Origin of the sequence: Microbacterium sp. Cr-K20 (assembly GCF_000708325.1) — a bacterium.
Classification (GTDB): Bacteria; Actinomycetota; Actinomycetes; order Actinomycetales; family Microbacteriaceae; genus Microbacterium.
Map to the genome: position 1 here is coordinate 1 of NZ_JARE01000075.1, position 19,397 is coordinate 19,397.

Genomic DNA, 19,397 nt, shown 5'->3' on the forward strand with positions numbered 1-19,397 from the left:
TCGACGACCGCATCGACGCCGTCGACGAGAAGCTCAGCACCCGTATCGATGCCGTCGACGAGAAACTCAGCACCCGTATCGATGCCGTCGACGAGAAGCTCAGCTCTCGGATCGACGCGGTCGCCGCCGACGTCACCGACCTGAAGATCTCCGTCGCCCGCCTCGAAGGACCGCCACGGCATCTGCTCACGGCGAGTCGCTGAGCAGCGTTCCGGTACGACCTACCGCAGCACGAGAGCGGCGGCACCGATGAGCGGCCCCTCGTCGCCCAGCCCCGAGCGCACCACACGGGTGCGCCGGGAGTATTCGTGCACCGCACTGGCGGTGAGCGCCTGCTGCACGAGGTCGATGTAGTCCGCAGACACCCGCGAGAAACCGCCGCCGATGGCGACCACGTCGAGGTCGACCAGGGTCGCGGCGTCCGCGAGCGCTTCCCCGACAGCTCGGGCCGAGCGCTCGATCGCCGAGCGAGCGACGGTGTCGCCGGCCGCTGCGTCGCGCGCGAGGTCTTCGCCCGTGGTGCCGGTCCAGCCCTGCTCCTGCGCCCAGGACGCACTCGCCGGCCCGGAGGCGATCTCCTCGAGGGTCAGCCCGCCCTCACGGCGCACCTGTCCGAGGTGTCCGGCGTTGCCTGTCGCACCGGGGATGTACGCACCGTTCGCGACGAAGCCGCCGCCGACGCCGGTCGAGACGACGATCGATAGCGACGCACCGGCACCCTGCGTCACCCCGAGCCAGGATTCGGCGAGCGCGAGTGCACCGCCATCGTGGCCGAGGACGGTGCGCACGTCGCGCCCCATGACCGTGGATGCTGCGGCGCGAACCGCCTCAGCGAGCGCGAAGCCGCGCGCGAGCGGCATGTTGACCGGCATGATCGTGCCGAGGGTCCGGTCGACGGGGCCGGCGCTCCCCGCGCCCGCGCCGACGAGCTCGGCATCCGCGGGCAGGGCGGCGAGCGCGTGCTCGACGATCGCGATGACGGCGGCGTTCAACGACTCGACCGTGGCTTCACGCCCGGTCGCCTGCCGGCTGCGGCTGCCCGTGACGAGCACACCGTCCTCCGCGACGAGCGCGGCCTCCATCTTCGTGCCGCCGACGTCGACGGCCAGTGCGTAGCGCGTCACTGGGGGTCGAGCCCGAGGTCGTCGAGGTCGAAGGCGGCGCGCCATTCGAGCCCCTCGGCTTCGATGGCGGCCTGCGCGCCGGTCTTGCGGTCGACGATCACGGCGACGGCGACGATCTCGGCGCCTTCCTTGCGCAGAGCTTCGACGGCCTTGAGCGCCGACTGGCCGGTGGTCGAGGTGTCTTCGAGCACGACGACCCGCTTGCCCTTGACGTCGGCCCCTTCGATCTGGCGGCCGCGGCCGTGGTCCTTCGGCTCCTTGCGCACGACGAACGCGTCGAGCGGGCGATCGGTGGCGACCGAGGCGTGCAGCACGGAGTTCGCGATCGGGTCGGCGCCGAGCGTGAGGCCTCCGACGGCCACGACGTCGAGGTCGCCGATCAGGTCGAGCATGATCCGGCCGATCGCGGGGGCGGCGCGGTGGTCCAGGGTGAGCTTGCGCATGTCGACGTAGTACGTCGCCTTCTTGCCGCTGGAGAGGGTGAAGTCGCCGTGGAACACCGCCTCGTCCTTGATCAGGTCGAGGAGGGTCTGGCGGTCTGCGTCGAGTGCGGTCACGGCATCCAGTGTAGGAGGTGGGCTCTAGGCTGGATGCATGCGCTTGGCCACCTGGAACGTCAACTCCATCCGCACCCGCGTCACCCGCACCGTCGAGTTCGCCGTCCGTGAAGACATCGACGTGCTGGCGATGCAGGAGATCAAGTGCAAGCCCGAGCAGTTCCCCTACGGACCGTTCGAAGAGGCCGGGTACCACGTCGAGGTGCACGGCCTGAACCAGTGGAACGGCGTCGCGATCGCGAGCCGCCTGCCGATCACCGATGTGCGCACGTCGTTCGACGGGATGCCGGGCTTCGCCAAGGGGCATGAGGGTCCGGATGCTCCGCTCGAGGCCCGCGCACTCGGAGTGATGGTCGACGGGGTTCGGGTGTGGAGCCTGTACGTGCCGAACGGTCGTTCGCTCGACGACCCGCACTACCTCTACAAGCTGCACTGGCTCGAGCAGCTGAAGAAGTCGACGGCGGCCGAGCTCTCGGCGAACCCCGATCTGCCGCTCGCTCTGGTCGGGGACTTCAACATCATCCCGTTCGACCACGACAACGGCGATCCCGACATCGTCGTCGGCCGGTCCACGCACGTGTCCCCGCAGGAGCGCGACGCGTTCTTCGCGTTCCAGGACGCGGGGGTCACCGACGTCGTGCGCCCGTTGCTGCCCGAGGGATACACGTACTGGGACTACCAGCGCCTGAAGTTCCCGCGCAACGAGGGCATCCGCATCGACTTCGTCCTGGGCTCGCGCACTCTGGCCGAGGCCGTGACCGGTGCGTCGATCCACCGGAACGAGCGCAAGGGCGAGCAGCCCAGCGACCATGTTCCCGTGGTGGTCGACCTCAGTTTCGGCGGTGCCGAAGACGACGACGACATGCCGATGATCTTCTCCTGACGGCCGCCCCTGTGACCGTGCGGCTGATCGCCACAGATCTCGACGGCACGCTGCTGGACTCCTCGTCCGCTGTCACGCCGCGCACGCGCGAGGCGCTCGACGCGGCTCGCGACCGCGGCATCCCTGTGGTCCCCGTCACGGCACGTCAGCCGATCGGGCTGCGGGCGATCGCGGGTGATGCGGGTTTCGACGGCTGGGCGCTGTGCAGCAACGGCGCCTATGCCGTGCGCCTGGACGACGGGCGGATGCTGTTCGCCGAAGAGCTTCCCGCCGACACGATCCGCACGCTGGTCGAGGCGCTGCGCGCCAGCATCCCGGGCCTGCTGTTCGCGAGCGTGCGCGAGGGCGGGGAGACCTTCGTGGCGCAGGACGGCTACGCCGAGATCGCCCAACTCTCCGACCACAAGCGCGACCCTCGAACGATGGGTGGCGTGCCGCTCGAGCACGTGCTCGCGGCGCCGAGCCTGAAGCTCGTCATCCGGCATCCGGAACTCGCCCCTGCCGCGCTCTTCGACACGCTGCGCAGCCTCGGGCTGACCGGGTTCGAGGCGACCCTGTCCGGCGCTCCGTTCGTCGAGGTGATGGCCGAGGGCGTCACGAAGGCCACCGGCCTCGCCCGTCTGTGCGAGCACCTCGGCATCGACCGCGCCGACGTCGTCGCGTTCGGCGATGCGCTCAACGACGTCGAGATGCTGCGCTGGGCCGGGCGCGGTGTCGCCATGGCCCATGCGGAACCCGTGGTTCAGGACGCGGCCGACGAGACCACCGCCTCGAACGACGACGACGGTGTCGCGCGGGTGATCGAGCGCCTGCTCGGCTGAGTTCAGCTCTCGACGCGGCGCCGACGCACGAGCAGTCCACCCAGGACGGCGAGCATGACGCCGAGCGCGATGATCGCGGTCGGCGTTTCCGCCCCGGTGGCCGCCAGTCGCGGTCCCGGAGTCACCGCAGCGCCACCGCTGGCCTCAGCCGCCGCTGTCACCACGAGCGTCGCGCTCGCGATCACGGCGCCGCCCGACAGCGCGACGAGACTGTGCGTGCCTGCTAGCGCGCTGGCCGGAATCCGCAGGGATCCCCGGAGGACACCATCCGCGTCGGCGGTGAGGGTACCGAGCGCGATCGGGTCGGAGCGCAGTTCGAAGGCGATGGTCGCTCCCGGAGCGAAGCCGGCACCGGAGACCGTGATGTCCTTGCCCGCCTGGATCGAGCCCACCGAGAGGCCCAGCCTCGGCTTCGGCTGGGGCTGCCCCTCCACGGGAACGAGCGTGAAGTCGACTCCGTTCACCGGCGTGCCGACTGCTGCGGGGACGGGTGTCGCTTGTGCAGCGGTCGTCACACCGTCGAAGTACTGCGGCTTCGCCGTGAGCGTGGAGCCGTCGAGGAACTCTGCCGACGCCTTGAGGATGTACGTCCCCGGCAGCAGGCGCAGCGTGTACTCGCCCGTGAGGTAGTCGGCCTGTGCGGAACCGACGAGTCGGTCGCCCTGCCACGCTTCGACGAGGATCCCCCGCACGTCGTCGCTGTCGATCGATACGCTCCCGGAGATGAGGCCGGCGCGGTCCATCACGGCATCGATGCCCGTGACACGCTGACCCGAACCCACCACGACCGGAGTCGCTTCCTCGATGGTGCGCGCGTCCTCCCAGTACTCATCCGCGTGTTCGTCGCTGAAAGAGCGGAATTCGACGACGTAGGTTCCCGGCGGGAGCGCTGCCGAATAGGTCCCGTCGCCTTCGACGGAGTGACCGGAGATGTATCCGTCGCCGTTCGTCGATCTGATCCATACCGTCGCCATGGGGACCTCCCGGCCCTCCTGCGTCACCGTGCCTTCGATGTGGCCGACCGCGTCGAGGGCCGCGTCGATGCCGGCCGCTGTCTCGGTGCCCGTCACGGAGACCGCAGTCGCCGCGTCGTACCCGTACACGTTCTGCCAGTACTCCGTGGCGAGCTGTTCCCCGTCCGGCGAGAGGAACTGCACGACGTACTCCCCCTCGCTCAGCCCTTCGATGCGGTATGAGCCGTCGCCTCCCGTCTGAGCTGCGCCGACGATCTCATGCTGGTCGAGGGCGTTCACCGTCACGCCGGCGAGTGCCGAGCCGTCGCTGGCGGTCGTCACGACACCGGAGATGGTCGCGCCGCGCTTCAACGACGCATCGATGCCGGTGACTGCCGTCCCCTCACCGATGACGACCAACGTGCCGTCGCTCCAGATGGCGGTGTCCTTCCAATACTCGCGCTGGAGGTCGGTGCCTACCGGGAAGAACGACACGAGATAGGAGCCGGGGGCCAGCCCCGTCAGGGAGTACGCACCGGACTCGTCCGTGTAGTCCTCCACCCAGGGCGTCCCCTCACCACCGGTCGACACCAGCACCCCGGCGAGCGGAGTGCCGTCGTCCTCCTGGGTGACCACGCCGCTGATCGATCCCGTCGAGACGCCCGCGGGCGCGGCGGGCGCGCTCACCTCGGGCACTGCAGGCTCGGTTTCCTCGGGCACGGCAGGCTCGGTTCCCTCAGGCGCGGCAGGCTCGCTCAGCTCCGGCGCGACCGGATCGCTCGCCTCCGGGTCACTCGCCTCGGCCACGCTGATGTCCACCGCACCCGTTCCTTCGGCGCTCCACGTCACCGCCTCTGACACCGAGTCGCCTGAATCGGCAGCCATCGCTGATGTGGCACCGCCGAAGGCCAAGGCGAGAGCCGCGACCCCACCGATGACAGCCTGAATGAATGCGCGACGTCGCGCCATGTTCCCCACCCTCCGAAGCGAGGTGGCGCGCGGCACCGTGCCGTCGCGTTCGACCTCGAAAAGCCGCCGATCGCTCGGCAGCATCTGCCCTGAATCTACCGGCTCAGGGCAACGGAGCGGAATAGTCGATTCGCGTGATCAACCCTGCGTTCGTGTTTACCCGAAGGTCCCGACCTCCGGCACGCGATCGGTCCGGCCGTAGCGGAGGAACATCACGCCGGCCTCGTCGGTGATCGGCGGCTGCGAGAGCCGCAGCACTGACGGCAGCGCGTTGTCGTCGAAGACCTTCTTGCCGGTGCCGAGCAGGATCGGATAGACCCAGAGGTTCAGCTCGTCGAAGAGCCCCTCGGCGAGCAGCGTGTGCACGAAGTCGATGCTGCCGATCACATGCACCTCGCGATGGGCGGCCCGCAGCGCCGCGACCTCTGCCGCCAGGTCATCCCCCACCCGGGTGCTGCCCTGCCAGTCGAGCGCGAGATCGGCATCTCTCGTCGCCACATACTTCGGGACGCGGTCGAACAGCCTGCCGATGTGCCCCTCGGGGCCATCGGTGTGCTGCGGCCAGTACGACGCGAAGATGTCGTACGTCCGGCGACCGAGCAGCAGCGCATCGAGGCCCCGCATCCCGTCGTCCACCTCGGCGCCCATACCGGGTGACGGGTATCCCGCCTGCCAGCCGCTGAAGCGGAAACCACCCGACGTGTCTTCGCCGACGCCGCCCGGTCCTTGCGCGACACCGTCGAGGGTCATGAAGAGGTCGATCAGGATGCGGCCGGATGCGTCTTCGGTCTTGTCAGCGCTCATGTCAGTCAGTCAATAACAAGCGAATCCCGCCTACCAGCCCCTCTCCGATCCGCCGCTCGGGGGATGCTCCGGCGCGGTCGCCGCTCTACGGTGGAGGGATGCCTGCCCCCGCGTTCACCCGCACGCCGACCGCGCGCGAGCGACGAGCCGATGTCATCCTCGCCGCCGTCATGTTCGTCGGCGCGGTGCTGAGCGCGGGGCTCTCCTCGATCGCGGAGATCTACGGCGACGAGCAGGCACCCCTGTGGTGGGCACTCGTCTACGCCGTCGTCGCCACCGCTCCCCTCGCGTTCCGCCGCCGCTGGCCGGGTACCGCCGCCGTGATCGTGGCCGCGGCCTATTTCACGGCCGTCACCATCCGCGTCCCCGAGATCTACGTCGGCAACATCGTGATGTTCCTCACGCTGTACACGGTCGGTGCGTGGATGAACGACCGACGTCGCGCGATGCTCGTACGCGTCGGGATCATCGTGGGTATGTTCGTGTGGCTGATCATCACGATGTACCGCGACGCGATCAGCGAGGCCGACAAGGCCGATGTCGCCGCCGGAGCCATGTCGCCGTACGTCGCCTTCATGCTCATCCAGCTGCTACTGAATGTGCTCTACTTCGGCGGTGCCTACTACTTCGGCGAGCGCTCCTGGGCGGCAGCTGCGCAGCTGGCCGTGCTCGAGCAGCGCACCGTCGAACTGGAGCGCGAGCGCGAGGTCACCGCGGCGCAGGCCGTCGCCCTCGACAGGGTGCGCATCGCCCGCGAGCTGCACGACGTCGTCGCCCACCACGTGTCGGTGATGGGGGTACAAGCCGGCGCCGCGCGTCTCGTGCTCGAGCGCGATCCCGCGGAAGCCGCCCGCATCCTCTCCGGCGTCGAGGGCTCGGCGCGCGACGCGATCCATGAGCTGCGCCAGTTGTTGGAGACTCTGCGCACACCGGGCGGCGAGACGACGGATGCGGCATCCACCCTCGCCCTGGACGACATCGCCGAGCTCGTGGAGGCGTCGACCGAGGCCGGGCTGCCCACGGACTACACGGTGATCGGCGAACCCGTGCCCGTGCCGTCGCTGGTCGCGGTGAACCTGTACCGCATCGCCCAGGAGTCGCTCACGAACGCCCGCCGTCACGCCGGCAGCGGAGCGACCGCCGACGTCCGCGTGCGCTACGACGACGACGGCGTGGAGGTCGAGATCGTCAACACCGGGCGTACGGTCGCCCACCTCCGTCCGGGGCTCGGGCAGCTGGGGATGCGGGAGCGCGCCGCGGCATCCGGAGGCACGCTCGAGGTGACGTCTCGACCGCTGGGCGGGATGCGTGTGCGCGCCCGCGTGCCACTCCCGACACCGACCGGATCGAGCGTGCGATGAGCGAACCGATCCGGGTGCTGCTGGTCGACGACCACGCGCTGCTGCGCGCGGGCTTCCGCACCATCCTCGACACCCAGCCCGACATCACGGTGGTCGGCGAAGCCTCATCGGGAGCAGACGCCGTGGCGCAGGCATCCGCGCTCCGCCCCGACGTGATCACGATGGACGTGCAGATGCCGGATATGGACGGCATCGAGGCGACCCGTCGCATCGTCGCCGACCCCGCGGTCGAAGCCGCCATCGCGATCGTCACGACATTCGACAGGGACGACTACCTGTATCAGGCGCTGGATGCCGGAGCCAGCGGGTTCCTGCTCAAGAACGCCGGCGCCGAAGACCTGATCGCCGCCGTCCGCGCTCTGGCTGCCGGCGACGGGATGCTCGCCCCCGAGGTGACCCGGCGAGTCCTCGCGCGGTTCGCCGCGGCCCCCGCACCGACGCGGACGGCTGTTCCGATCGACAGCGGCGCGACCCCGAAGGTCACGCTCATCGAGCCGCTCACCGACCGCGAGGCGGAGGTGCTGACACTGCTCGCCGATGCGCGGAGCAATGCCGAGATCGCGCGCGCGCTGTACATCGGCGAGGCCACGGTCAAGACGCACGTCTCCCGCATCCTGCAGAAGCTCGGTGCCCGCGATCGTGTGCAGGCCGTCGTGCTCGCGCACCGCATGGGGCTCGCGTAGGCGCCCGGTACACCGACGCTCCGCGATAACCTCGGAGCCATGCCCGAAACCGCACCCCTGTCCCGCCCGATCCTGGCGGGGGTGGTGACGGCACTCGTCGGCTTCACCAGCTCGTTCGCGGTCGTGCTGACGGGTCTGGATGCGGTCGGGGCGGATGCGGCCCAAGCGGCGAGCGGACTGCTCGCCGTGAGCCTGATGATGGGCCTCGCGTGCGTCGTGCTCGCGTGGCGGTATCGGATGCCGATCACGGTCGCGTGGTCCACACCCGGTGCCGCGTTGCTGGTGGCGACGGGCACCGTCGAGGGCGGCTGGCCGGCGGCGGTCGGGGCCTTCCTCGTGGCCGCCGCACTGATCCTGCTCACGGCGCTGTGGCCGGCACTCGGAGCTCTCATCGCCCGCATCCCGCCGTCGATCGCGCAGGCGATGCTGGCCGGCGTGCTGCTCCCGCTGTGCCTGGCGCCGATCACGGGCATCGTCGCGAACCCCTGGGGCGTCATCCCGGTCGTGCTCACCTGGCTGGTGTTCGCCCGGCTCGCGCCGCGGTGGGCGGTTCCGCTCGCGTTCGTCACGGCTGCCGTCGTGGTCGCGGTCTCACTGATCGGCGCTTCCACGGTGGACGAAGGCGCCCCGTTCGACCCCGCCGTGCTGCTGCCGCGGCTCGAGTTCACGGCGCCGACGTTCACGGTGGGCGCGTTGGTCGGCCTCGCGCTGCCGCTGTTCATCGTGACGATGGCCTCGCAGAACGTGCCGGGCATCGCGATCATGCGCAGCTTCGGCTACGAGGTGCCGTGGCGTCCGGCCATGCTGGTCACCGGCCTCGGCACCGCGCTCGGGGCGACGGCGGGCGGTCATTCCATCAACCTCGCGGCGATCAGCGCGGCCCTCGCCGCCTCACCGGATGCCGACCCCGACCCGAAGCGACGGTGGGTCGCCGGCGTCTCGACCGGGGCGTCGTACCTGGTGCTCGCGGTGTTCTCCGCCGCCTTCGCCGCTCTCGTGGTGCTCGCGCCCGCCGCCGTGATCCCCGCGGTCGCCGGCCTCGCGCTGTTCGCCGCGTTCGGCTCATCCGTGCAGCAGGCCATCGACGATCCGGGCGAACGGATCCCCGCGGTCGTCACCTTCCTGGTCGCGGCATCCGGCATCGCCGTCCTCGGTGTCAGCGCCGCATTCTGGGCCCTGGTGGCGGGCCTCCTCGTCCGCGCGGTCCTGCACACCGGTCGTCGCTGACGCCCCTCCCTCTCCCGCCGAACGCACGGCTTCGCGTCGAGTGCACGGCTTCTTCACGCGCATAAGCCGTGCACTCGGTAGCATCCGGTGCACTCGGCGTGGGGATGCGGAGGAGCGGGGCGGCGCGCGGGGGCGGGAGATGCAGGGTCAGCCGCCGGGCGGACGGAGGCGAGTCCGCCACAGGGGGGATGCCCCGGAGGCGCCCTGCTCCGTAGCGTGAGGGTATGACGACAGGAATGCTCGAACTCTCCGGCATCACCAAGAGCTACGGCTCTCGGCGCGTGCTCGACGATGTGTCCTTCACGGTGGCCCCCGGCCGCCTGACGGGCTTCGTCGGCGGCAACGGCGCCGGCAAGACCACCACCATGCGCATCGTCCTGGGACTGTTGTCCTCCGACGGCGGCAGGGTCGACCTCGATGGCGCGCCGATCACGGCAGCGGACCGTCGCCGCTTCGGCTACATGCCCGAGGAGCGTGGCCTCTACCCGAAGATGAAGGTGCTCGAGCAGATCGTCTACCTCGCTCGCCTGCACGGCTTCGGCAAGCAGGATGCGACCGAGCGGGCGACGGAGCTCCTCACCGAGCTCGGCCTCGGCAAACGGCTGAACGACACGATCGAGTCGCTGTCGCTCGGTAACCAGCAGCGTGCGCAGATCGCTGCCTCGCTCGTGCACGACCCCGAGGTGCTCATCCTCGACGAGCCGTTCTCCGGTCTCGACCCGCTCGCGGTCGACGTGGTCGCCGGCGTCCTGCAGTCCAGCGCCGCGAAGGGCGCCTCCATCCTGTTCTCCTCCCACCAGCTCGATGTGGTCGAGCGCCTGTGCGACGACCTCGTCATCCTCGCCGGCGGCACGATCCGCGCCTCCGGCTCGCGCGACGCGCTGCGCGCCGAGCATGCCCGTGACCGCTACGAGCTCGTCTCCGCCGGAGACGCCGGATGGCTGCGCACCGAGCCCGGTGTGACGGTCGTCGACTTCGAGGGCGGCTATGCCCTGTTCGACGCCGACGGCCCTGAGACGGCGCAGCGCGTGCTGCAGTCCGCCGTGCAGAGAGGCGACGTCGCCAGCTTCGCGCCGAAGCATCCGTCCCTCGCCCAGATCTTCAAGGAGGTCATCCAGTGAGCACCCCTGCCCCCGTCCGCAGCACCAACGGCATCTGGCTCGTCGCCGAGCGCGAGATCGGATCGAAGCTGCGCAGCAAGGCCTTCCTGATCTCCACCGGCATCCTGCTGGTGCTCGCCCTCGCCGGCATCATCCTCGGCGGCTTCGCGAGCAAGAACACCGAGACGACGCCGATCGCCGCGACCGCGGAGACCGCCGCCGCCGTCTCCGCCATCCCGGGCTTCGAAGTCACCGAGGTGGCCGACCAGGCCGCCGCCGAGGCGCTCGTGCGCGACGACAAGGTCGACGCCGCGGTGCTGCCCGGCGACGGGCCCTCGGGGTACACGATCATCGCGCTGCAGGATGCGCCGAGCTCGCTCGTCTCGGCGCTGTCCCAGTCGCCCGACGTCGTGATCCTCGAGCCGGTCACGACGAACCCGCTGCTGCGGTACTTCATCGCGATCGCGTTCGGTCTCGTGTTCATGATGGCCGCCGCGACTTTCGGCGGGACGATCGCGCAGAGCGTCGTGGAAGAGAAGCAGACCCGCGTGGTCGAGGTGCTGCTGTCGGCGATCCCGGCGCGCACACTGCTGGCCGGCAAGGTCATCGGCAACACGGTGCTCGCGATGGGGCAGATCCTCGCCCTCGCGGCCGTCGCCACGATCGGCCTGATCGTCACCGGTCAACGCGAGGTGCTCACGACCCTCGGGGCGCCGATCATCTGGTTCGCGGTGTTCTTCCTGTTCGGCTTCATCCTGCTGGCGGCGATGTTCGCGGCCGCCGCCTCGATGGTGTCGCGCCAGGAAGACATCGGGTCGACGACCACGCCGATCACGATGCTGATCATGGCGCCGTACATCCTGGTCATCGTGTTCAACGACAACCCGCTGGTGCTGACGATCATGTCGTACGTGCCGTTCTCGGCCCCGGTCGGCATGCCGATGCGCCTGTTCGTCGGCGAAGCGCAGTGGTGGGAGCCGCTGCTGAGCCTGGTTATCCTGCTCGCGAGCTGCGTGGCCGCGATCGCCATCGGCGCGAAGATCTACGAGAACTCGCTGCTGCGCATGGGTTCGCGGGTCAAGCTCAGGGACGCACTGGGCGCCTGAGACTGCGCAACAGAGAAGCCCCCTGCTCCGCAACGCGCGGGGCAGGGGGCTTCTCTGTTGTGCGTCTCTGTTGTGCTGCGGGTCAGCCCCGGGTCAGATCACGCCGTCGGCGAGCGTGGTCGGGTTGCCGAAGCGGTGGTTCGTGATCGACACGGCCTGCTCGTGCAGGAAGGGCAGCATCTCGACGCGACCGGCACCGGTCACGGCGTGCGACCAGACCGCCACATCGGGGCTTCCGTCGAGCGCCTCGTGCAGCGCTGCGGCGTCGCCACCGACCAGACGCACGCGGTGCCACGAGTTCGCCGCCTTCGCGTAGCGCTTGGTCCACGCCGCATCCGACTCGTGCTTGACGGTGACGCCGTGCGCACGAAGCGCCTTCTCGATGCGCGAGGGCAGGGCCGGAGCCGAGACCGTGAACGGGCTGCCACTGCGCAGGGCGGCGGCGAGCACACGGATGCCGTCGACGAGCGGGGCGTGCTCGGCGATACGCACGTCGACCGCGACCGGACGGTAGCGGAAGAGGTTGCGCTCGACCCCGAGACCGGACTTGTCGCTCACCGCACCGAACTCGTCGACCCAGGCGCGCTCGTCGGATGCCGCGGCCCGCTGCAGCCAGTCCGCCTCGACGGCGTCGAGCTCGGAACCCGCCGCGTCGAGCAGCGCACCCACTGCGGGGACGGCGGCAGCTCCGGGCGCGACCGCCGGAAGCTCAGCAGGGGTCCACTCGCCGAGGCCGAAGAGGTAGTTCGGTCCACCGGCCTTGGCTCCGGCGCCGACGGCCGAGCGCTTCCAGCCGCCGAACGGCTGCCGCTGCACGATCGCGCCGGTGATGCCGCGGTTCACGTACAGGTTGCCGGCCTCGACCCGGTCGAGCCAGGTGGCGACCTCATCGGAATCGAGCGAGTGGATGCCGGCGGTCAGGCCGTAGTCGACCGCGTTCTGCAGGCGCAGGGCCTCGTCCAGGTCCTTGGCGTGCATGATGCCGAGCACCGGGCCGAAGAACTCGGTCAGATGGAAGTAGGAGCCCTCACGCACGCCGGTCTTGACGCCAGGAGTCCACTGCTTCCCCTCGTCGTCGAGCTTGCGCGGCTTCACTAGCCAGCGCTCGCCCTTCTCCAGCTTCGTGAGCGCGGTGAGGAGCTTGCCGTTCGCGGGCTCGATGATCGGGCCCATCTGCGTCGCCGGGTCGTCGGGCAGACCGACGCGCATCGACGTCACGGCATCCACCAGTTGACGCTCGAACCGCTTGGAGTCGGCGACCGATCCGACGAGGATCGCCAGCGATGCGGCGGAGCACTTCTGCCCGGCGTGCCCGAACGCGCTGCGGGCCACATCGGCGGCGGCGAGGTCGAGGTCGGCGGAGGGGGTGACGATGATCGCGTTCTTGCCACTGGTCTCGGCGAGCAGCGGCAGGTCGGAGCGGAACGAGCGGAACAGCTGAGCCGTCTCGTACGCACCCGTGAGGATCACACGGTCCACCGCGGGACCGGCGACCAGGCGCGTGCCCAGGTCGCGGGAGGCGAGGTCGACGAGCGCGAGCAGGTCGCGCGGCACGCCGGCGGCCCACAGTGCCTCCACCATCACGGCACCGCAGCGCTGGGTGAGCTTGGCCGGCTTGATGATCACGGCAGATCCCGAGGCCAGGCCGGCGAGCACGCCACCCGCGGGGATCGCGACCGGGAAGTTCCACGGCGGCGTGACCACGGTGACTTTCGAGGGCACGAACTCGGCACCCGAGATCCTCTCGAGATCCTTGGCGCGCTCGGCGTAGTAGTGCGCGAAGTCGATGGCCTCGCTGATCTCGGGGTCGGACTCGGCGATGGTCTTGCCCGCCTCATGGGCCATGATCTCGATGAGCTGTCCCCGGCGCGCGGCGAGCTCGTCTCCGGCACGGTGCAGCACGGCGGCGCGGTCGGCGGCGGGCAGGGCGGCCCACTTCTCAGCGGCCGCGGTCGCGGCGTCGAAGATGCCGTCGAGCTCGGCATCCGTCTCGACCTTGGCGATCGCGATGGTGTCGAGGCCCAGCCTCGACCCGACCGAACGGCCGAGGATCTCGCGGCCCCACGCACGATTCGCGGCGATGGCCGGGTCGGTGTCGGCCTGGTTCTCGAAGCCCACGGTCGTGCCGTCGGGAGCTTCCGCGGTACGGTCCTGCACGCGGTGGGGTGCCGGGACGAACGCCGGCTCGTCGGTCGCGAGCGCGGCCAGCGAGCGCTCGAAGCGCTCCCGCTCCCGGGTGAGGAGCGTTGGGTTCGAGGCCAGCTCGAACACCGCCGACATGAAGTTCTCAGGGCTGGCGTTCTCCTCGAGACGGCGCACCAGGTACGCGATCGCCACGTCGAACTCGGCCGGGTTGACGACCGGTGTGTAGAGCAGCAGGCGGCCGACGTCCTTGCGGACGGCCTCGGCCTGACCCGTCGCCATGCCCAGCAGCATCTCGTATTCGACGAGCGGGTCGGCACTGTCCGGGTCTGCGACCCCGCGAGCCTGCGCGAGCAGCCAGGTGTAGGCGATGTCGAACAGGTTGTGCCCCGCGACGCCGATGCGCACGGCATCCAGTCGCTCGGGGGTCATCGCCCAGTCGAGCACCCGCTTGTAGTTGGTGTCGGAGTCCTGCTTGGTGCCGTAGGTCGCGAGCGGCCAGCCGTGGATCGCCGCGTCGACCTCTTCCATCGCGAGGTTCGCGCCCTTGACGACGCGCACCTTGATCGGCGCTCCCCCCTTGGCGCGACGGGCCGTGGCCCACTCCTGCAGGTGCTGCATGGCGCCGAGGGCGTCGGGCAGGTAGGCCTGCAGCACGATGCCGGCCTCGAGGTTCTCCAGCCCCGGCTGGTCGAGGATGCTCGTGAAGGCCGCGATCGTCAGGTCGAGGTCGCGGTACTCCTCCATGTCGAGGTTGATGAACTTGGCCTTGCCCGGTGCCCCTTTCGCCGCCCTGCTGGACGCCTCGGCCTTCGCGGCGAGTTCGTAGAGCGGGGTCAGCTTCTCGACGACATCCGCCACGGCCTCGTCGAACGACCACATCGACAGCTGGCTCACGACGCTGGAGACCTTGATCGACACGTAGTCGACGTCGTCGCGGGCGAGGAAGTCGCGCGTGCCCTGCAGGCGGTGCCCGGCTTCGCGCTCGCCGAGCACGGCCTCCCCGAGCAGGTTGAGGTTCAGGCGATTTCCGCTCTTGCGCAGCTTCGCGATCGCGGGCCCGAGCTTGGCCGGGGTGGCATCGAGCACGAGGTGCCCGACCATGGCACGCAGCACACGGCGCGAGATCGGCACGACCACGCCGGGGAGCTTCGGCGCCCAGAAGCCGCCGGCCTTGATCGCGGCGCGCAGGTATCCGGGCAGGAGAGTCGGGGTGATCTCCGAGATCTCGGCGAGCTTGCGACCCGCCACGCGCAGGTCTTCCGGACGCATCACGCCGTCGACGAAGCCGACCGTGAACGCGAGCCCGTTCGGGTCCTTGAGCACCTCCGACAGGCGCTGCGCGGCCGGCTCGACGGGGTGGGTCTCGCTCTCGACGAGCCAGCGCTGCACGAGGGCGGCGACGTCTTCGGTACGGGGAATGGTGGTGTCGGCGGCGACAGGCATCGGTGGACCTTCCAAGAGAGCGCACACCGGGGTTTCGTGTGCGGCTGGATCATTGTCCTGCCGCTCGGTAGGCTCCGTCTATCAACCGATTTGCGTGGATTCTGTTCACTCAAGCTGAACGAAGGAAACGGCCATGCTGGACGTGAACCGACTGCGGATGCTCGTAGAGCTGTCGCGCCGCGGCACGCTCTCCGCCGTGGCCGACGCCCTCTCGTACAGCAAGGCCTCGGTGTCGCAGCAGTTGAGCGCACTGGAGCGCGACGTGGGCGTGCCGCTGCTGCGTCGAGTCGGCCGCGGGGTGCAGTTCACGCCGCAGGGAAACGTGCTGGTCACGCAGGCCATCGGCATCCTCGATCAGCTCGAGCACGCCGAGGTCGCGGTCGCCGAGTCGCTCACCGAGGTGACGGGCACCGCGCGCATCGCCGTGTTCCAGTCGACCGCGCACTCCCTGCTGCCGCGAGCCCTCGAAGCCCTCAAGGAGAGGCATCCGGCGCTGCGCGTCGAGGTCACCGAGTGCGACCCGGAGACCGGGCTGGTCGGAGTGTCCAGCCGCGACTTCGACCTGATCCTCGCCGAGCAGTATCCGGGGCGCACGCGCCCGATCCACGCCGACCTCGACCGGGTGGTGCTCGCCCACGATGCGATCGCACTGGCCCGGGAGCCCGGAGCGCCTCGGCACGCGGATGCCCTCGCGGAGCTCTGGTCGACCCGCGACGAGCCCTGGGTGCTCGAGCCTGCCGGCACGGCATCCCGCGCCTGGGCCGAGGAGCTCTGCCGCACCGCAGGGTTCGAGCCCGACGTGCGCTTCGAGATCGCCGACCTCACGGCGCATGTGCGCCTGATCCACGCCGGGCTCGCGGTCGGGCTGCTGCCCGAACTCGTGTGGGCCGGCGACACCCCGACCGTGGATCTGGCGCCGCTTCCCCACGAGCCCCGCCGCGAGATCTTCTCCTCGGCACGGAAGGTCTCGGCCGCCGCCCCGTCCATCCGTGCGGTGCGCAGCGCACTTGCGGACGCCGCCTCGCACAACCTGCCCGTCTAGCGCGACGCAGAACGCCGCAACACTCGGGAATATGCATGCACATGCATCTGTTCTGTCCCGTGTACCCGGACGAAGGAGTCCGATCCACTCCTTCCGAAAGGCACTTCCGTGAGCACTCCCGTGATCGACCGCACCGCCCCGACCGAGCACCCCGTCCTCGACGTCCTCGCCGGCCGCTGGAGCCCCCGCGCCTTCGACGCGCAGAACTCGATCGACGAAGCCAAGCTCGCCACCGCCCTCGAGGCCGCCCGCTGGAGCCCGTCCGCCAACAACTCGCAGCCGTGGCGCTTCATCGTCGCCCGCCGCGGCACCGCCCTGCACGCACAGGTCGTCGACGCCCTGATGGGCTTCAACCAGGCATGGGCCGGGAACGCCGCCGTACTCGTGGTCGCGATCGCCGAGACGGCCACCGCCGACGGCACCCCCATCACCCACGCCCTCTACGACCTCGGTCAGGCCGTCGCGCACTTCTCGGTGCAGGCCCACCACGATGGACTCGTCGTGCACCAGATGAGCGGCTTCGACCCCGAGGTCGTCCGCGAGTTCGCCGACCTCGAGGCCCGCTTCGTGCCGACCACGGTCTTCGCCGTCGGCGAGTTCGGCGACATCGAGGCGCTTCCCGAGGTGCTGCAGGAGCGCGAGGTCGCTCCGCGCGTGCGTCGCCCGATCAACGAGACGGTCGTCCTCAGCGCCTGACCTGCGCTCTCTCTGAACGGGGCCTCCGGATTGTCCGGGGGCCCCGTTAGCGTTTCGGGATGGACTCCCTCCGCATCACCGGGGCGCGGACGAACAACCTCCGCGACGTCTCGCTCGACGTCCCCAAGAAACTGCTGACCGTCTTCACCGGCGTCTCCGGATCGGGCAAGTCGTCGCTGGTGCTCGACACGATCGCCGCCGAGGCGCAGCGGCTCGTCAACGACTCGTACTCGACCTTCATCCGTTCGCGGCTGCCGCAGATGCCGGCGCCAGACGTGCAGTCCATGGACGGTCTGACCTTCACGGTGCTGATCGACCAGCGCCGGTTCACGGGCAATGCGCGCTCGACCGTGGCGACCGCGACCGACCTGGCCTCGCTCGTGCGCCTGGTGTTCTCCCGCGTCGGCGAGCCGTCGGCCGGGTACTCCCCCGCCTATTCGTTCAACGATCCGTCCGGCATGTGCCCGACCTGCGAGGGGCTCGGCACGGTGTACGACATCGACATCGACGCCCTGATCGATCCCGAGAAGAACATCGATGAAGGGCCGGTGCGGTTCAGCCTGTTCCGTCCGGGTGTGTATCGGTGGAAGCGGTTCGCGTACTGCGGGCTGTTCGACCGCCAGAAGCCGCTGAAGGACTATACGGCCGAGGAGATGGATCAGTTCCTCTACGCCGACAAGCTCAAGCTCGACGACCCGGATCCGCGTTTCCCGCAGAGCGCCCGGTTCGACGGGGTGATCACCCGCATGCGCGACGTGTTCCTGAAGCAGCGCCCGGTGAAGATGTCGGCGCAGGTGCGCGAAGAGCTCGACCGGCTCGTGACCCACCACACCTGCCCGGACTGCCACGGCGCGCGGGTGAACGAAGCGGCGCGCGCGAGCCTCATCGACGGACGATCGATCGTGGACTGGATGCGGATGCCGGTGGCCGAACTGCATGCGCTACTCGACGCCTTCGACGACCCTCGGGTGGCGCCGGCGGTCGAGGGCGTCCGTCATGTGCTCGATGCCCTGCTCTCCGTCGGGCTGGGCTACCTCACGCTCGACCGCGAATCCTCGACCCTGTCCGGCGGCGAGGCGCAGCGCGTCAAGATCGTGCGCCACCTCGGCAGCGCCCTGACCGACGTGACCTACGTGTTCGACGAGCCGAGCACCGGGCTGCACCCCGCCGACATCCAGCGCCTCGTCGCCCTGCTGCAGCGGCTGCGCGACGCGGGCAACACGATCCTCGTCGTCGAGCACCACCCGCAGGTGATCGCGGTCGCCGACCATGTGGTCGACCTCGGGCCGGGCGCGGGCTCCGCCGGCGGCAGCGTGCAGTTCGAGGGCACGCCCGCAGCGCTGCGCGGCAGCGACACCCTCACCGGACGAGTGCTCGCCGAGCCGTTGGCGATCCGCGAAAAGACCCGGCAACCCTCGGGTCGCATCACCGTGAAAGATGCACGCTCGCACAACCTGCGCGGGTTCGACGTCGACGTCCCGCTCGGCGTGCTCACCGCGATCACGGGCGTCGCGGGTTCGGGCAAGAGCTCCTTCGCCACCGTGGAGCTGCCGCGCCAGCATCCGGAGTTCACGGTCGTCGGGCAAGACGCGCTGCGTGGCGGAGCGCGGTCGACGACGCTGAGCATCCTGCGCATCGCCGACACGGTGCGCGAGGTGTTCGCCGCCGCGTCGGGGCTCGACCCGTCGTGGTTCAGCTTCAACTCGCGCGGAGCCTGCCCCACCTGCCGGGGGCGCGGACACATCACGACCGAGCTCGCGTTCCTCGACGACGTCTCGCTGCCCTGCGACGCGTGCGGCGGCCTGCGTTTCAACCCGACCGCTCTCGGGGTGCAGGTCGACGGCGCCTCGATCGCCGATGTGCTGGCATCCACGCCCGCCGAGGTCAGCAGGCTGTTCTCCGCGCATCCCGATGTGGTCTCGGCCCTGGACTGGGTACAGCGCACCGGGCTGCATTACATCCCGGTCGGACGTTCGCTCGACACCCTCTCGGGAGGTGAGAAGCAGCGGCTGCTCCTCGCCCGGCATCTCAGTGATCCGCGGCGCGACTCCGCCGACCGGATCATCCTCGACGAGCCCACTTCGGGACTGCACCCCACCGACGTCGACACGATCAACACCCTCTTCGACGACCTGCTCGACGACGGTGCGACCCTGGTGGTCGTCGAACACAACCTGCGCGTGGTCGCGCGCGCGGATCATGTCATCGACGTCGGCCCCGGCGCCGGATCGGACGGCGGACGGCTGGTCGTCGCCGGCACCCCGGCGCAGCTCGTGCGCGACGGCGACTCACTCACCGGAAGGGCTCTCGCAACGGCATCCCGCGCCTGATCGCACAGCAGCGCGCGACCACCCTCCCGAAATGAAGGAGAACTCACGCCGGGAAGGATGCTCTGCAGCATCCGCTCCTTCGTAGCGTGAGTTCTCCTTCAGAACGTGAGGCCGGACTCGCGACTCATCCGCCGGTGCTGACAAGCAGTACCG

General features: G+C 69.9%; 16 protein-coding genes. 11 read left to right on the top strand and 5 right to left on the bottom strand.

What is annotated here, in order from left to right; all coding sequences use genetic code 11:
- Nucleotides 1–203, top strand: a 203-nt coding sequence (locus GZ67_RS20915) for a hypothetical protein (RefSeq protein WP_029273966.1), incomplete at its 5' end; no start/stop codon positions are given.
- 18 nt (nt 204–221) lie between these two features.
- Here GZ67_RS20915 and GZ67_RS0117655 read toward each other — a convergent pair.
- Nucleotides 222–1,124: an ROK family protein gene (locus tag GZ67_RS0117655; protein WP_029262823.1), complete on the bottom strand. Its 903-nt coding sequence runs from the start codon at nt 1,122–1,124 to the stop codon at nt 222–224.
- Complete coding sequence (gene pyrE, locus GZ67_RS0117660; RefSeq protein WP_029262822.1) at nt 1,121–1,681, bottom strand: orotate phosphoribosyltransferase; 561 nt, start codon at nt 1,679–1,681, stop codon at nt 1,121–1,123. The genes GZ67_RS0117655 and pyrE overlap by 4 nt, the downstream gene beginning before the upstream one ends.
- 37 nt (nt 1,682–1,718) lie before the next feature.
- Here pyrE and GZ67_RS0117665 point away from each other — a divergent pair, with 37 nt between their 5' ends.
- Both GZ67_RS0117665 and GZ67_RS0117670 read left to right on the top strand, forming a co-directional pair.
- Complete coding sequence (locus GZ67_RS0117665) at nt 1,719–2,564, top strand: exodeoxyribonuclease III (RefSeq protein WP_029262821.1); 846 nt, start codon at nt 1,719–1,721, stop codon at nt 2,562–2,564.
- Nucleotides 2,565–2,575: 11 nt separating this feature from the next.
- Nucleotides 2,576–3,385: a Cof-type HAD-IIB family hydrolase gene (locus GZ67_RS0117670; protein ID WP_029262820.1), complete on the top strand. Its 810-nt coding sequence runs from the start codon at nt 2,576–2,578 to the stop codon at nt 3,383–3,385.
- A 2-nt stretch (nt 3,386–3,387) separates the two neighbouring features.
- Here the strand turns inward: GZ67_RS0117670 and GZ67_RS0117675 are convergent, their stop codons facing one another.
- Together GZ67_RS0117675 and GZ67_RS0117680 are read right to left on the bottom strand one after the other, a co-directional pair.
- Nucleotides 3,388–5,157: a carboxypeptidase regulatory-like domain-containing protein gene (locus tag GZ67_RS0117675; RefSeq protein ID WP_136025570.1), complete on the bottom strand. Its 1,770-nt coding sequence runs from the start codon at nt 5,155–5,157 to the stop codon at nt 3,388–3,390.
- Between the two features lie 306 nt (nt 5,158–5,463).
- The gene (locus GZ67_RS0117680; RefSeq protein WP_029262818.1) at nt 5,464–6,111 is read right to left on the bottom strand and encodes a dihydrofolate reductase family protein; all 648 of its coding nucleotides are present in this window, start codon (nt 6,109–6,111) and stop codon (nt 5,464–5,466) included.
- A 98-nt stretch (nt 6,112–6,209) separates the two neighbouring features.
- Between GZ67_RS0117680 and GZ67_RS0117685 the strand changes: the two genes are divergently transcribed.
- The 5 genes from GZ67_RS0117685 to GZ67_RS0117705 all read left to right on the top strand — a co-directional run bounded on the left by GZ67_RS0117685 (nt 6,210) and on the right by GZ67_RS0117705 (nt 11,588).
- Nucleotides 6,210–7,472: a sensor histidine kinase gene (locus GZ67_RS0117685; RefSeq protein ID WP_029262817.1), complete on the top strand. Its 1,263-nt coding sequence runs from the start codon at nt 6,210–6,212 to the stop codon at nt 7,470–7,472.
- Entirely contained in the window at nt 7,469–8,155 is a 687-nt protein-coding gene (locus GZ67_RS0117690) for a response regulator (RefSeq protein ID WP_029262816.1), read from the top strand. The genes GZ67_RS0117685 and GZ67_RS0117690 overlap by 4 nt, the downstream gene beginning before the upstream one ends.
- A 39-nt stretch (nt 8,156–8,194) precedes the next feature.
- Nucleotides 8,195–9,382, top strand: a complete 1,188-nt coding sequence (locus tag GZ67_RS0117695; protein WP_029262815.1) for a benzoate/H(+) symporter BenE family transporter — start codon at nt 8,195–8,197, stop codon at nt 9,380–9,382.
- A gap of 236 nt (nt 9,383–9,618) precedes the next feature.
- A complete protein-coding gene (locus GZ67_RS0117700) occupies nt 9,619–10,503 on the top strand; it encodes an ABC transporter ATP-binding protein (RefSeq protein ID WP_029262814.1) in 885 nt (294 codons plus the stop codon).
- Nucleotides 10,500–11,588 (top strand): ABC transporter permease, encoded by a 1,089-nt coding sequence (locus GZ67_RS0117705; protein ID WP_029262813.1) that lies wholly within the window; start codon nt 10,500–10,502, stop codon nt 11,586–11,588. The genes GZ67_RS0117700 and GZ67_RS0117705 overlap by 4 nt, the downstream gene beginning before the upstream one ends.
- Before the next feature lie 93 nt (nt 11,589–11,681).
- Here the strand turns inward: GZ67_RS0117705 and GZ67_RS0117710 are convergent, their stop codons facing one another.
- Nucleotides 11,682–15,176: a proline dehydrogenase family protein gene (locus GZ67_RS0117710; protein ID WP_029262812.1), complete on the bottom strand. Its 3,495-nt coding sequence runs from the start codon at nt 15,174–15,176 to the stop codon at nt 11,682–11,684.
- Between the two features lie 133 nt (nt 15,177–15,309).
- Here GZ67_RS0117710 and GZ67_RS0117715 point away from each other — a divergent pair, with 133 nt between their 5' ends.
- The 3 genes from GZ67_RS0117715 to GZ67_RS0117725 all read left to right on the top strand — a co-directional run bounded on the left by GZ67_RS0117715 (nt 15,310) and on the right by GZ67_RS0117725 (nt 19,244).
- A complete protein-coding gene (locus GZ67_RS0117715) occupies nt 15,310–16,218 on the top strand; it encodes a LysR substrate-binding domain-containing protein (protein WP_029262811.1) in 909 nt (302 codons plus the stop codon).
- Nucleotides 16,219–16,326: 108 nt separating this feature from the next.
- Nucleotides 16,327–16,914, top strand: coding sequence for a nitroreductase family protein (locus tag GZ67_RS0117720; RefSeq protein ID WP_029262810.1), 588 nt, complete (start codon nt 16,327–16,329; stop codon nt 16,912–16,914).
- A 59-nt stretch (nt 16,915–16,973) separates the two neighbouring features.
- Nucleotides 16,974–19,244, top strand: coding sequence for an ATP-binding cassette domain-containing protein (locus tag GZ67_RS0117725; RefSeq protein ID WP_197021059.1), 2,271 nt, complete (start codon nt 16,974–16,976; stop codon nt 19,242–19,244).
- Nucleotides 19,245–19,397: the final 153 nt, after the last annotated feature.

Bases quoted from the DNA above. Each gene is read 5' to 3' on its own strand.
- GZ67_RS0117680 (WP_029262818.1), bottom strand. From the start codon at position 6,111: ATGAGCGCTGACAAGACCGAAGACGCATCCGGCCGCATCCTGATCGAC.
- GZ67_RS0117665 (WP_029262821.1), top strand. From the start codon at position 1,719: ATGCGCTTGGCCACCTGGAACGTCAACTCCATCCGCACCCGCGTCACC.
- GZ67_RS0117690 (WP_029262816.1), top strand. From the start codon at position 7,469: ATGAGCGAACCGATCCGGGTGCTGCTGGTCGACGACCACGCGCTGCTG.
- GZ67_RS0117700 (WP_029262814.1), top strand. From the start codon at position 9,619: ATGCTCGAACTCTCCGGCATCACCAAGAGCTACGGCTCTCGGCGCGTG.
- GZ67_RS0117695 (WP_029262815.1), top strand. From the start codon at position 8,195: ATGCCCGAAACCGCACCCCTGTCCCGCCCGATCCTGGCGGGGGTGGTG.
- GZ67_RS0117685 (WP_029262817.1), top strand. From the start codon at position 6,210: ATGCCTGCCCCCGCGTTCACCCGCACGCCGACCGCGCGCGAGCGACGA.
- GZ67_RS0117715 (WP_029262811.1), top strand. From the start codon at position 15,310: ATGCTGGACGTGAACCGACTGCGGATGCTCGTAGAGCTGTCGCGCCGC.
- GZ67_RS0117725 (WP_197021059.1), top strand. From the start codon at position 16,974: ATGGACTCCCTCCGCATCACCGGGGCGCGGACGAACAACCTCCGCGAC.
- GZ67_RS0117710 (WP_029262812.1), bottom strand. From the start codon at position 15,176: ATGCCTGTCGCCGCCGACACCACCATTCCCCGTACCGAAGACGTCGCC.